The sequence below is a fragment of the Streptococcus sp. KHUD_017 genome, from assembly GCF_054861245.1.
In genome coordinates this window covers 1,813,240-1,827,181 of sequence record NZ_CM142175.1, presented here as the reverse complement: position 1 = coordinate 1,827,181, position 13,942 = coordinate 1,813,240, and the positions used below count along the sequence as shown (strand labels likewise).

Below are 13,942 nucleotides of genomic sequence, written 5' to 3'. Positions count from 1 at the left end.
AATCTGATGGCAGAAGTAGAGGAACTACGAGTTCAGCCCCAGGATATTTTGGCAGAACAATCTGTATTGGGAGCTATATTTATCGATGAGAGTAAACTCGTATTTGTTCGAGAATATATTGACTCTCGAGACTTCTTTAAGTATGCTCACCGTTTGATTTTTCAAGCCATGGTTGACTTGTCAGATCGTGGCGAAGCCATTGATGCAACGACTGTTCGTACGATATTAGATGATCAAGGTGATTTGCAAAATATTGGTGGCTTGTCCTACCTTGTTGAGATTATCAACTCTGTACCAACCTCTGCAAATGCTGAATACTATGCAAAAATTGTAGCAGAGAAAGCCACGCTTCGTCGTTTGATTGCTAAGTTGACAGAGTCTGTAAACCAAGCTTACGAAGCCTCAAGTCCAGCAGATGAAATCATTGCGCGAGCAGAAAAAGGTTTGATCGATGTCAGTGAGAATGCAAATCGTAGTGGTTTTAGAAACATTCGTGACATTTTAAATCTTAATTTTGGGAATCTGGAAGTTCGATCACAACAAACGTCGGATATTACGGGGATTGCTACTGGTTATCAAGATTTGGATCATATGACAACTGGTTTGCACGAGGAGGAGTTAATCATTCTTGCTGCTCGTCCTGCGGTTGGTAAGACTGCTTTTGCCTTGAATATTGCTCAAAATATCGGAACCAAGCTAGACAAGACCGTTGCAATTTTCTCGCTTGAGATGGGTGCTGAGAGTCTGGTTGACCGTATGTTGGCTGCCGAAGGACTAGTAGAGTCTCACTCTATCCGTACAGGGCAATTGACTGAGGAAGAGTGGCGCAAATATACGATTGCTCAAGGCAATCTTGCAAAAGCAAGTATCTATATTGACGATACCCCTGGAATTCGAATTACGGAGATTCGTTCACGCGCCAGAAAATTGTCTCAGGAAACAGGCAATCTTGGATTGATCTTGATTGACTACCTGCAGTTAATTACAGGGACTGGTCGTGAGAACCGTCAACAAGAGGTTTCAGAGATTTCACGTCAGTTGAAAATTCTAGCCAAGGAATTGAAGGTGCCTGTAATTGCGCTAAGTCAGCTGTCACGTAGTGTTGAACAACGTCAAGATAAAAGGCCTGTACTATCAGATATTCGTGAGTCGGGCTCTATCGAGCAGGATGCAGATATCGTAGCCTTTCTCTATCGAGATGACTATTATGAACGTGGTGGCGAAGAAGAGGAAGGTCTTCCAAATAACAAGGTAGAAGTTATTATTGAGAAGAACCGTAGCGGTGCGCGTGGAACGGTAGAATTGATTTTCCAAAAAGAGTATAACAAGTTTTCAAGTATTTCGAAGAGAGAGGAACAAAGATGACAGATGCATTTACAGATGTAGCCAAGATGAAAAAAATCAAAGAAGAAATCAAGGCGCATGAAGGACAAGTCGTGGAAATGACCCTGGAAAATGGTCGTAAACGCCAAAAGAATCGTTTGGGAAGACTTATTGAGGTTTATCCATCACTCTTTATCGTTGAATTTGGAGATGTAGAAGGAGACAAACAAGCCAACGTCTACGTTGAATCCTTCACGTATTCTGATATTTTAACGGAAAAGAATTTGATTCACTATTTGGATTAAGATTGAAAGTGGGAGTTTTCTCACTTTTTTCTTTTTCTTTCGAATGATATAAATGAGGTCAACCTCAAAAATTTATCTATTCGAAGGAGAATGAATGACATATAGTAAAAAGGGAGCTTTTCTTAAGAGAACGACAGTGGGGACAGCTTCCCTACTGTTAGCAGGTGCTTTTTTGTTTGGTGGAGGAGCTGTTCATGCCAATCAGGCAAACAATGGCTCACTGGCACGTGGAGATGATTATCCTTATTATTATAAAAATGGAAGTCAAGAAATCGATAAATGGCGTCTATACTCCAGACAGTGTACATCTTTCGCTGCCTTTCGTTTAAGTAGTGTTAATGGATTTGAACTACCAGCTGCTTATGGGCATGCGAAGGAATGGGGATACCGTGCTCAAAAAGAAGGATATCGTGTAGATCAGAGACCAGCGATTGGAGCTATTGCTTGGAGTACGAGGGGAACACATGGCCACGTAGCTTGGGTTTCTAACGTGATTGGAGATATGGTTGAAATCGAGGAGTACAATTACGATTATACAGAAACGTATCATCGTAGGACAGTAAAAGCAAGTTCTATGACTGGATTCATTCATTTTAAAGATGTAGGGAATGCTAGTGTAGGAAATTATCAATCTGTACTAGCCTCTAGTGGAACACATTATTTTACAGAAAAAGCAGCTATTATGAATCAGCCATCATTGACATCTACTATCATCGACTACTACGAACCTGGAATGAGTGTTCATTATGATCAAACTCTTGAAAAGGATGGTTATAGATGGATTAGTTATATGTCACGAAGTGGGAATAGACGTTATATCCCGTTAATTAAAACGGAAACCTCTAAGAATGGATGGGAAAAACAGGGGACAATCTGGTACTACTATGAAAATGACAAAGTGGCTCTTGGTTGGAAAAAAATAGACGGAAGTTGGTACTATTTCCAAACAAGTGGTGCCATGAGAACAGGATGGCTAAAAGACGGATCTAAGTGGTACTACTTGAAATCATCTGGAGAAATGCAGACGGGATGGTTAAAGGATAAGGGCATTTGGTATTACCTCGAAAGCTCAGGTGCTATGAAGTCTAGTCAGTGGTTCCAGGTTTCAGGGAAATATTATTACGTAAACGTATCTGGAGAATTGGCAGTAGATACGACAATAGATGGTTTCCAAGTCGACAGTAACGGTGCGCGAGTAGAAAAATCAACTCAATAAGCCTTCTCCTATAATCTAACTCTTAGCAATGGTATTTTTCCCTGCTTTCCTTTATAATGGGTGTATGGACAAGAAAAAATTATTACTAATTGACGGTTCTTCAGTTGCTTTCAGAGCATTCTTTGCGCTTTACCAGCAACTGGATCGTTTTAAAAATGACAATGGACTTCATACCAATGCAATCTACGGTTTTCACCTGATGCTAAATCATCTGTTGGAGCGTATTCAACCGAGTCATATCTTGGTTGCTTTTGATGCGGGGAAGACGACTTTCCGTACAGAGATGTATGCAGATTATAAGGGTGGTCGTGCCAAGACTCCGGATGAGTTTCGGGAGCAATTTCCTTTTATCCGTGAGTTGCTAGACCATCTGGGGATTCGCCATTATGAGTTGGCCCAGTATGAAGCAGATGATATCATTGGTACCCTGGGTCGCTTGGCTGAAAAGGAATCTTTTGATGTAACTATCGTCAGTGGAGACAAGGATTTAATTCAGTTGACGGATGAGCATACGGTGGTTGAGATTTCCAAGAAAGGTGTAGCTGAGTTTGAGGCATTTACACCGGATTATCTCATGGAAAAGATGGGCATCACACCAACTCAATTTATTGATCTTAAGGCTCTCATGGGAGATAAGTCGGATAATATCCCTGGCGTAACTAAGATTGGTGAAAAGACTGGGATCAAGCTTTTGTTAGAATACGGATCGCTGGAAGGCATTTATGAAAATATTGATAGCATGAAGGCTTCTAAGATGAAGGAAAATCTTGTCAATGACAAGGAACAAGCCTTCCTATCTAAAACACTAGCAACTATCGATACGAAAGCACCGATTGAGATTGGACTGGATGATTTGGTTTATAGCGGTCCAGATGTGGAAAACCTTGGTAAATTCTACGATGAGATGGGCTTCAAACAACTGAAACAGGCCTTGAATGCTTCTCAGATCAATCAAACTGAAGCATTGAACTTTACTATGGTTGATAAAGTGAGTGAAGATATGCTTAGCGCCGACTCTATCTTCCACTTTGAACTTTTTGGAGAAAATTACCATACAGATGATTTGGTTGGTTTTTCTTGGTCTTGTGGAGACAAGCTCTATGCTACAGATAAGCTGGAACTTCTGCAGGATCCGATTCTTAAGGATTTTCTAGAAAAAACACCTCTGAAAGTATATGACTTTAAGAAAGCTAAAGTTCTCTTAAATCGTTTTAGTTTGGACTTGCAGGCTCCTGCTTTTGACAGTCGCTTGGCCAAATACCTTCTCTCTACTGTAGAGAATAATGAAATTTCAACCATTGCTAGTCTCTATGGTCAAACTTACCTAGTCGATGATGAAACCTTCTATGGTAAGGGTGTCAAGAAGGCTATCCCTGAGAGAGAAACCTTCTTGGAGCACTTGTCTCGCAAGGTTGCTGTGCTGGTTGAGACTGAGCCTGTCTTACTTGAAAAATTAAGTGAAAACGGACAATTAGACCTTCTCTATGACATGGAGCAACCTTTGGCCTTTGTTCTTGCTAAGATGGAAATCGCTGGGATCAAGGTAAAAAAAGAAACTCTACTCGAGATGCAAGCTGAAAATGAGCTTGTCATTGAAAAGCTAACTCAAGAGATTTATGAATTGGCTGGTGAGGAGTTTAACATCAACTCGCCTAAGCAGTTGGGCGAACTACTTTTTGAAAAGCTAGGTCTCCCTATAGAATACACCAAGAAAACTAAGACAGGTTACTCAACAGCAGTGGATGTGTTAGAGCGCCTAGCTCCTATTGCCCCAATCGTCAAGAAAATTTTAGATTATCGTCAGATTGCTAAGATTCAATCGACTTATGTGATTGGTTTACAGGATTGGATTTTAGCTGATGGTAAGATTCATACTCGCTATGTGCAGGATTTGACTCAGACAGGGCGTCTATCTAGTGTCGATCCTAACTTGCAAAATATCCCGGTTCGGTTGGAACAAGGTCGCCTCATTCGTAAGGCTTTCGTGCCCGAGTGGGAAGATAGTGTCCTTCTCAGCTCTGACTATTCACAGATTGAGTTGCGAGTTTTGGCACATATCTCTAAAGATGAGCACTTAATCAAGGCCTTCCAAGAGGGAGCTGATATCCATACCTCGACAGCCATGCGGGTCTTTGGAATTGAACGTCCTGAGGATGTAACTCCAAATGACCGTCGCAATGCCAAGGCTGTCAATTTTGGAGTTGTTTACGGAATTTCAGACTTTGGGTTATCAAATAATCTAGGTATCAGCCGTAAAGAGGCTAAAGCCTATATTGATACCTATTTTGAACGCTTCCCAGGTATCAAAAATTACATGGATGAAGTGGTTCGTGAGGCGCGTGATAAGGGCTATGTAGAGACCCTCTTCAAACGTCGTCGTGAGTTGCCAGATATCAATTCGCGTAACTTTAACATTCGTGGTTTTGCAGAGCGTACAGCTATCAACTCACCTATTCAAGGATCGGGTGCAGATATTCTCAAAATCGCCATGATTCAGCTAGATAAGGCCTTGGTTGCAGGTGGTTATCAAACTAAGATGCTGTTACAAGTGCACGATGAAATTGTTCTTGAAGTGCCTAAGTCAGAATTGGCATCCATTAAAAAACTTGTCAAACAAACCATGGAAGAAGCGATTCAACTCAGTGTACCCTTGATTGCTGATGAAAATGAAGGCGTGACTTGGTATGAGGCCAAATAAAAAATAGACTATTAGACAAAAAGAAATCCCCTTGAACGCTACTGTTCAAAGGGATTTTTCTTTCAGGAAAAGACAAAAGCGAAACTATCTAGCTAATAGTAGAATTTATTTGCTTTGTTTCTTTTGTTCTCTTTTAGCAAGTATTGGTAGAATAACACCCAAACCAATCAGAATAATTGGTGTTAAGATATTTGTAAGTAGAGAGAATTGCCAAGCAGTTGGATTCTCAGCATAGTTAATTTTTGGAACCATACCAAGGATACAAGCAAAGGCAGTAAAGAGGAAGCACCAAGTACCGATAATAAAGCCAAGCTTAGGATTGTTCACAAACTTGTATTCGGCATTTTTGTATGTTTTCCAAGCGCGATTAAGCATCATGTAGGCAAGGAATACCCAGAGATAACGCATCGGCATCACGATAGAATTAAGGTTGGTCATCCATTTTACAAGTCCGTCAATTTCCTGGATACCAAAAATTGGAAGGATGATGATGAGACTGACGAGGACGCCCGTAAGGAGATAACCATTAATGAGTACGCCTTTTTTAGTACGTTTGCGAAGCCAACTTGGGATAAAGTTTTCATCTGCGTTATTGAGAAGGATTTGTAATGGTGCGTCAATGGAGAAGGCAAGTGCTGCGATTTGTCCGACCATGTTTGTGAGAGCATAGATCACAACAAATAGGTTTCCAACGCCCCAATAATTTCCTAACATTTGGAAGGCTTGATAAGCACCATTACGCATGAGGTCTTCAGGGATATTATTGCCATCAAATAGCATTCCCATGGCAACAGAACCGAGGATAGCAGAGAGACCGACCATGATGGCCATGACAATCATACCTTTTGGAAATTCTTTTGCAGGGTTGCGAGTTTGATTGACATATGGGGAAATTTTTTCACAACCACCAACTGCAAAGACTAGTAGTGAGATCGTTGTAAAATAAGAAAAATCAAAATTTGGAATGTAGGTACTCAGTTGATCCATGTGTGGTGTCGCAAACTGGATGTCTGGTTTGATGAAAGGTAACCCGACAGCCAAAAGCACAAAGAGTAGAGACATAATCAACATAGCACTTCCTGCCAAGCTACCGATGACTTTTAGAGTTGCTAATCCTTTTGTAGAAAGGTAAAGGAAAAGTCCAAAAATTAGTAAGCAGAGAATAACAATCCAGTGGAAGTCAATTTGTTTTAGAAATTGACCGTTGCCTTGTAAGGCCCATCCAAGCGGAATCAGGATTCCTTGAGGTTTTTGTGCGAGGTAAGGGATATGCACAACCCAGTAGGTCCAAGCGGCAAAGTAGGCGAGACGTTTGGTTGATGTTTTTTCAACCCAGTCACTAACACCGCTTCCACTTTCCTTAAAGGTAGAACCTAGTTGTCCGACAATGAGGGAATATGGGATAAAGTAGAGTGCGAGGATTAAAACCCAAGATACGACGACTGAAATTCCCTGTTGAGAATAGTTATTGACGACGTTTCCCAGCCCCCAAACCATGTTGAAGGCAATCAGAGATACCATCAGCCAATTAAGTTGGTGTTGATCTTTTTTCATAATGTCTCCTTTTCTGATAATTTCAGTTTATCATGTTTTTTTGAAAGCGCCTAACAAAATTCAAAATTTACTATAAAAAATGTAAAGGCTCGCTAAAATATAGGAGGAAGGCCTTGTTGATTTAGAAAGAGTTATCCACAACTTGTGGATAACTCTATATATTAAAAATAAATTTCTTTTATGGATTTCGTGTGAGTAGAAGAGAAGAAATGCATGAAACCTATAAGAAAAAATCTTGGAATGAACCTTGATAGATTAAGGTCTATGAGCGTTTTTCTATTGTGTGTCATAGAGACTGGGATTGGAAATATGTTTTAGAAAATCTTGAAAATATTTTCCGAAGAAAAGTTGAAGGTTATTCACAGTTTGTGGATAACTTTATATGAATAAGAAAACCCCTTTATGTACGACAAAGGGGTTAGGTTCTTAATGTTTTGGCAACCAACTGAGATTAAAGTCAAGGGTTTGAGCATTAAGCAATTCCTGATGGCTGATGCTTTGCTTTTCTTTCCCGTCCAGTCGACAGTCTTGTACAAAGTGGAAATGTTCATGATTTTGCTGAGTACGAATATCCAACCACTGCTCTTTTTCTGCAAGATAGACACGAAGGTGGTCAAAGAGTGGAATTCCAAGGTCATAGTTTGCTTTTCCTGGGCAGGTCGGGTAAAGTCCAAGAGCAGACCAGACATACCAAGCCGATAGACTGCCATTATCCTCATCGCCTGGGTAAGCATCCCAGCCAGATCGAAAGGCTTTTTGACGAAGGGTCTTGATTAAGAGACTGGTATATTGAGGATAATTACTGTAGCGGAAAAGATAAGGGATGTGGAAACTTGGCTGGTTTGAAATGGCTAGTTGACCAAATGGGGCTGTTGCCATTTCGCTCATCTCATGGATTTCATAACCATAGCCGGTCGTTTCAAAGAGAGGGAGACTTTGACAAGTTTTCAAAAGATAGTTGCTAAAGGCTTCTTTTCCCCCCATTAGTTGGCTAAGTCCAGAAATATCATGTAAGACACCGAGACTGGCTTGAACGGCTGAACACTCAGCGTAGTCACGACCCCAACTATAAGGAGAAAAGTTAGGACGGAAGTTGCCATCTACATCACGCGCCCTCATGTAGCCTGTTTCAGGGTCAAATAGATTTTGATAATTCTTAGAATACTGGGAATAAGTTTGTGCTAGTTCTTCTTGACCCAATTTTGCTGCACAGGTAGAGATGCAAAAATCACTATAAGCATAGTCCAGTGTATGACTGACACTTTCATGATAATCTGTGGATAAATAACCCAGTTCTTGGTATTGGCTTATGCCGTGTCGCCCGTTGATAGCTTTTGGATCTGCCTGAGTAGCAGTTTCAATCATGGCTTTGAGAAATTCTTCTTCAAACTCAGGTGCCATATCCTTGCTGGCACTATCTGCAAGAAGGCCATCAATCAAGGTGCCAGGCATCATTCCTCTTTCGTCAGGAGCCAGCCACTTAGGGAGATACCCGGTATCTCTATAGCTATTGAGGAAACCTTCAAGAAACTGACGATAGTGCTCTGGAATAATCAAGGCAAAGAGTGGGAATGAAGTGCGGAAGGTATCCCAAAAACCATTGTTGGTAAAGAGCAGACCAGGCTTGATAGTTCCTGAAGCAAGGTCTATATGAATATTCTCGCCTTGCTCATTTACCTCATAGAAGGTTTGTGGGAAAAGAAAGAGTCTGTATAGACAATGATCAAAAAATGTTCGGTCTACAGAGCCAGTTTCCACGACATCAAAACGGCCTAGAAGGTCTTCCCAACTTGCTTTAGCCTCTGATTTCGTTTCTTCAAAGTCTTTTCTAGGCAGATTAAAGAGGGCCTGTTCTTTAGAAATAAAAGAAGTAGCTAGTTGAACCAGAGCTTCTGCTCCAGCCAAGTCGATACACCAGTTTTGCCCCACTTGATTGATAGATAGAATATCCGTAGAGAATACGAGAGCAGTAAACATGACGAGGGGACTTTTGTTGGTTTCGGTTAATCCGCTTTGACCAAGGCTGACAGTACGCTCATCTATTTGCTCTAATGATAAATCATCAGCTGCATGCAGATAGAGTGAGATCTTCTTGCCTTGTATCTGTCTTAGTTGAATAGAAGCCCCATAGCAAGTCGGTGTGAGTTGAGTTTCAATCTGGTAACGTTCAGAAAAAATTCTGAGATAATGGGGATTGAAAATGGCACGCTCCAAGTTATAGGAAGACTGACGATAGAAGAGCGTGTCACCGCTGATTTTTCCTGTAACTGGAGTCAGTAGTAACCAAGAATAATCACCAATCCAAGGGCTAGGCTGATGGGTTAATCGAATACCCTGAAATATGGGAAGATGGGGATCAAAAAACCAAGATCCTTCCTGATCACTAGTTTGTGGAACAAAGTAATTCATCCCAAAAGGCACTCCAGTGTAGGGTAGGGTGTTGCCTCGTGAAAATGCATGTTTACTAGCTGTTCCAAAACGCGTATCAATGGTTTCAAGTATAGGTTTCATAGAATATCCTTTAGTCGTTTTCTACATTATATCAGAAAATTTAGCCTTTAGAAAAGGAGTTTTAAATATAACAATTTTGTAGAAAAATGACTATCATTTGTGTATATATTTTCTGGGCTAAAAGCTATATACTGAAAATGAAAATCTGTTTGAAAGAGGCAAAATAGTTTATGGTTTATTCTAAAGAAATCGTTAGAGAATGGTTGGACCAAGTAGCGGAGCGTGCCAAGGATCATCCTGAATGGGTAGATATTTTTGAACGTTGCTACACAGATACTTTAGACAATACAGTTGAAATCTTAGAAGACGGCTCAACTTTTGTACTAACTGGGGATATCCCAGCTATGTGGCTTCGTGACTCAACTGCTCAGCTTAGACCTTATCTTCATGTAGCTAAAAGAGACCCTCGTTTGCGCCAGACCATTGCTGGCTTGGTTAAACGCCAGATGACTTTGATTCTCAAGGATCCCTATGCCAACTCTTTCAATATTGAGGAGAACTGGAAGGGTCATCACGAGACAGACCATACAGACCTCAATGGCTGGATTTGGGAGCGCAAGTATGAAGTGGATTCGCTTTGCTATCCCTTGCAGTTGGCTTATCTCCTTTGGAAGGAAACTGGTGAGACTAGCCAGTTTGATGAGACTTTTGTTACAGCGGCCAAGGAAATCCTTCATCTTTGGACGGTGGAGCAAGATCACAATAATTCACCATACCGTTTCGTTCGTGACACTGACCGCAAGGAGGATACCTTGGTAAATGATGGATTTGGTCCTGACTTTGCTGTGACAGGAATGACCTGGTCAGCCTTCCGTCCAAGTGATGACTGCTGTCAGTATAGCTACTTGATTCCGTCGAATATGTTTGCAGTGGTTGTCTTGGGTTATGTCCAAGAAATCTTTGCAGAATTGACTCTAGCCGATAGTGAGAGTATCATTGCAGATGCCAAACGCCTCCAAACTGAGATTCAAGAAGGGATCGAAAATTACGCCTACACTACAAATAGTAAGGGTGAAAAGATTTATGCCTTTGAGGTAGACGGTCTAGGAAATGCTAGCATCATGGACGATCCTAACGTGCCAAGTTTGTTGGCTGCTCCATATCTTGGTTACTGTGATGTCAATGACAAAGTGTATCAAGCCACTCGTCGCACCATTCTCAGTCCTGAAAATCCATACTTCTACCAAGGAGAATACGCTAGTGGACTCGGAAGTTCACATACCTTCTACCGCTATATCTGGCCGATTGCTCTATCTATCCAAGGATTGACAACGACGGATAAGGCGGAGAAAAAACATTTGCTAGATCAACTCGTTGCCTGCGATGGTGGAACAGGTGTCATGCACGAAAGCTTCCACGTAGACGATCCGACTCTCTACTCGCGTGAATGGTTCTCATGGGCCAACATGATGTTCTGTGAATTAGTCTTGGATTACTTGGATATCCGCTAATACTCTTCGAAAATCAAATTCAAACCACGTCAGCTTCGCCTTGCCGTATATATGTTACTGACTTCGTCAGTTCTATCTACAACCTCAAAGCAGTGCTTTGAGCAACCTGCGGCTAGCTTCCTAGTTTGCTCTTTGATTTTCATTGAGTATAAGGAGCACGCTTTAGCTTCACAGATTCTTGTAAAGAATCACAAATATATTTTTAAATTTAAGTTAGAATGAGGTTTTACTCATGGAAAATGTTGTTGTACATATCATCTCTCACAGTCACTGGGATCGTGAGTGGTATCTACCTTTTGAAAGTCACCGGATGCAATTGGTGGAACTTTTTGACAATCTGTTTGATCTTTTTGAAAATGATCCTGAGTTCAAGAGTTTCCACCTGGATGGACAAACCATCGTCCTCGATGACTATTTAGAAATTCGTCCTGAAAACCGTGACAAGGTGCAGCGTTACATCGATGAAGGGAAGCTCAAGATTGGACCATTCTACATCTTGCAGGATGATTACCTGATTTCAAGTGAAGCCAATGTCCGCAATACCTTGATTGGCCAAGCTGAATGTGCCAAATGGGGTAAATCAACTCAGATTGGTTACTTTCCAGATACTTTTGGAAATATGGGGCAAGCTCCTCAAATCCTTCAAAAATCAGGTATTCACGTAGCAGCCTTTGGTCGTGGTGTCAAACCGATCGGCTTTGACAACCAAGTCCTCGAAGATGAGCAGTTTACCTCTCAATTTTCTGAGATGTACTGGCAAGGTGCAGACGGTAGCCGTGTACTCGGTATTCTCTTTGCTAACTGGTACAGTAACGGAAACGAAATTCCAGTAGATAAAGACGAAGCCTTGGCTTTCTGGAAACAAAAATTGGCAGATGTTCGTGACTATGCATCGACCAACCAATGGTTGATGATGAACGGCTGTGATCACCAACCAGTTCAACGAAACTTGAGTGAAGCCATTCGTGTGGCAAACGAACTTTTCCCTGACGTGACCTTTGTTCACAGCTCCTTTGATGAATACGTTCAAGCAGTGGAAAGTGCACTTCCTGAACACCTATCAACAGTTACAGGTGAGTTGACTAGCCAGGAAACAGATGGTTGGTACACTCTTGCTAACACATCTTCTTCACGTATTTACCTCAAACAAGCCTTCCAAGAAAACAGCAACTTGCTTGAGCAAGTCGTGGAACCATTGACCATCATCACGGGTGGACACAACCACAAGGATCAATTGACCTATGCTTGGAAAGTGCTCTTGCAAAATGCACCACACGATAGCATCTGTGGATGCAGTATTGATGAAGTACACCGTGAAATGGAAACTCGTTTTGCCAAGGTCAATCAGGTTGGAAACTTTGTCAAGACCAACCTTCTCAATGAGTGGAAACATAAAATAGCAACTCAAGAAGCGCAAAGTGACCACCTCTTTACGGTTGTCAATACAACTTTACATGACAAGGTTGATACAGTCAGTGTTGTAGTGGATGTTGTGACTTGTGATTTCAAAGAATTGCACCCAACAGAAGGCTACAAGAAGATGGCAGCTATGACCTTGCCAGATTACCATGTTGAAGATTTGGATGGCCATGTCCTTGAAGCCAAGATTGAAGACTTGGGAGCAAGTTTTGGTTATACCTTGCCTAAGGATAAATTCCGCCAACCATATATTGCACGCCAAGTGCGCGTGACAATCCCAGTCCACCTTGCTCCGCTTTCTTGGGCAAGCTTCCAATTGGTCGAAGGTCAAGTAGATCACCGTGATGGTATTTACCAAAATGGAGTCATTGATACACCATTCGTGACAGTGAGTGTAGATGAAGGAATTACAGTCTACGACAAGACTACTAACGAAGCCTACGAAGATTTCATCCAATTCGAGAACCGTGGAGATATTGGTAACGAGTACATTTACTTCCAGCCAAAAGGAACTGAGCCAATCTATGCCCAACTGAAAGGCTATGAAGTCTTAGAAAACAATGCTCGCTATGCAAAAATCTTGCTCAAACATGACTTGACTATTCCAGTTAGCGCAGATGAAAAATTGGATGCTGAACAAAGAGGTATCATCGAGTTCATGAAACGAGATGCAGGTCGTTCAGAAGAGTTGACAACCATTCCTCTTGAAACAGAAATGACTGTCTTTGTGGATAATCCACAGATTCGCTTCAAGACTCGCTTTACCAATACAGCCAAAGACCACCGCATTCGTCTCTTGGTCAAAACTCATAACACACGCCCAAGTAATGATTCTGAAAGTATCTATGAAGTTGTGACAAGACCAAATAAACCGGCAGCTTCTTGGGAAAATCCTGAAAATCCACAACACCAACAAGCCTTTGTCAGCTTGTATGATGATGTAAAAGGCGTGACCGTATCCAATAAAGGATTGCACGAATACGAAATCCTTGGAGACGATACTATGGCTGTAACCCTTCTCCGTGCTTCAGGGGAGCTAGGTGACTGGGGCTACTTCCCAACACCAGAAGCCCAGTGTTTGCGCGATATCGAAGTTGAGTTTGCAGTAGAATGCCATCAAGCAGGGGAACGTTTCTCAGCCTTCCGTCGTGCCAAAGCCTTCCAGGTGCCATTTACAGCTCTTCAAGTTGCAAAACAAGAAGGTAGCGTCGCTGCAACAGGTAGTCTCTTCAACCATGCAGCCCTCAACTTACCACAAGTCTGCCCAACAGCCTTTAAAGTTGCTGAAAATGAAGAAGGCTACGTCCTTCGTTATTACAATATGAGTCAAGAAAATGTTCGCGTGTCTGACAAACAACAAACCATTCTTGACTTGTTGGAACGCCCATATCCAGTTCACTCAGGATTATTGGCACCGCAAGAAATTCGTACAGAATTGATTAAAAAAGAAGAAATTTAATTTCAA

General features: G+C 41.6%; 8 protein-coding genes. 6 read left to right on the top strand and 2 right to left on the bottom strand.

Annotated features, from left to right (window positions below; genetic code table 11):
* The first annotated feature begins 6 nt into the window (after nt 1–6).
* The 4 genes from dnaB (at nt 7) to polA (ending at nt 5,542) form a co-directional block, all read left to right on the top strand.
* Entirely contained in the window at nt 7–1,365 is a 1,359-nt protein-coding gene (dnaB, locus tag ACVAMZ_RS09180; protein WP_006153396.1) for a replicative DNA helicase, read from the top strand.
* Nucleotides 1,362–1,628, top strand: a complete 267-nt coding sequence (locus ACVAMZ_RS09175) for a Veg family protein (protein WP_004250994.1) — start codon at nt 1,362–1,364, stop codon at nt 1,626–1,628. Before dnaB ends, ACVAMZ_RS09175 begins: the two co-directional genes overlap by 4 nt.
* Nucleotides 1,629–1,722: 94 nt before the next feature.
* Entirely contained in the window at nt 1,723–2,844 is a 1,122-nt protein-coding gene (locus ACVAMZ_RS09170; protein ID WP_461684644.1) for an N-acetylmuramoyl-L-alanine amidase family protein, read from the top strand.
* 64 nt (nt 2,845–2,908) lie between these two features.
* The gene (gene polA, locus ACVAMZ_RS09165) at nt 2,909–5,542 is read left to right on the top strand and encodes a DNA polymerase I (protein WP_461684643.1); all 2,634 of its coding nucleotides are present in this window, start codon (nt 2,909–2,911) and stop codon (nt 5,540–5,542) included.
* Between the two features lie 105 nt (nt 5,543–5,647).
* On the opposite strand, the gene ACVAMZ_RS09160 is transcribed toward polA, so the two are convergent.
* Both ACVAMZ_RS09160 and ACVAMZ_RS09155 read right to left on the bottom strand, forming a co-directional pair.
* The gene (locus tag ACVAMZ_RS09160) at nt 5,648–7,096 is read right to left on the bottom strand and encodes an APC family permease (protein ID WP_461684642.1); all 1,449 of its coding nucleotides are present in this window, start codon (nt 7,094–7,096) and stop codon (nt 5,648–5,650) included.
* 426 nt (nt 7,097–7,522) lie between these two features.
* Nucleotides 7,523–9,607 (bottom strand): GH92 family glycosyl hydrolase, encoded by a 2,085-nt coding sequence (locus ACVAMZ_RS09155; RefSeq protein WP_461684641.1) that lies wholly within the window; start codon nt 9,605–9,607, stop codon nt 7,523–7,525.
* A gap of 170 nt (nt 9,608–9,777) precedes the next feature.
* Between ACVAMZ_RS09155 and ACVAMZ_RS09150 the strand changes: the two genes are divergently transcribed.
* Both ACVAMZ_RS09150 and ACVAMZ_RS09145 read left to right on the top strand, forming a co-directional pair.
* Nucleotides 9,778–11,058, top strand: coding sequence for a glycoside hydrolase family 125 protein (locus ACVAMZ_RS09150; protein WP_461684640.1), 1,281 nt, complete (start codon nt 9,778–9,780; stop codon nt 11,056–11,058).
* 232 nt (nt 11,059–11,290) lie between these two features.
* Nucleotides 11,291–13,936 (top strand): alpha-mannosidase, encoded by a 2,646-nt coding sequence (locus ACVAMZ_RS09145; RefSeq protein WP_461684639.1) that lies wholly within the window; start codon nt 11,291–11,293, stop codon nt 13,934–13,936.
* Nucleotides 13,937–13,942: the final 6 nt, after the last annotated feature.

Excerpts from the sequence above, each read along its gene's own strand:
- ACVAMZ_RS09145 (WP_461684639.1), top strand. The coding sequence starts at position 11,291 with ATGGAAAATGTTGTTGTACATATCATCTCTCACAGTCACTGGGATCGT.
- dnaB (WP_006153396.1), top strand. The coding sequence starts at position 7 with ATGGCAGAAGTAGAGGAACTACGAGTTCAGCCCCAGGATATTTTGGCA.
- ACVAMZ_RS09170 (WP_461684644.1), top strand. The coding sequence starts at position 1,723 with ATGACATATAGTAAAAAGGGAGCTTTTCTTAAGAGAACGACAGTGGGG.
- ACVAMZ_RS09150 (WP_461684640.1), top strand. The coding sequence starts at position 9,778 with ATGGTTTATTCTAAAGAAATCGTTAGAGAATGGTTGGACCAAGTAGCG.
- ACVAMZ_RS09175 (WP_004250994.1), top strand. The coding sequence starts at position 1,362 with ATGACAGATGCATTTACAGATGTAGCCAAGATGAAAAAAATCAAAGAA.
- ACVAMZ_RS09160 (WP_461684642.1), bottom strand. The coding sequence starts at position 7,096 with ATGAAAAAAGATCAACACCAACTTAATTGGCTGATGGTATCTCTGATT.
- ACVAMZ_RS09155 (WP_461684641.1), bottom strand. The coding sequence starts at position 9,607 with ATGAAACCTATACTTGAAACCATTGATACGCGTTTTGGAACAGCTAGT.
- polA (WP_461684643.1), top strand. The coding sequence starts at position 2,909 with ATGGACAAGAAAAAATTATTACTAATTGACGGTTCTTCAGTTGCTTTC.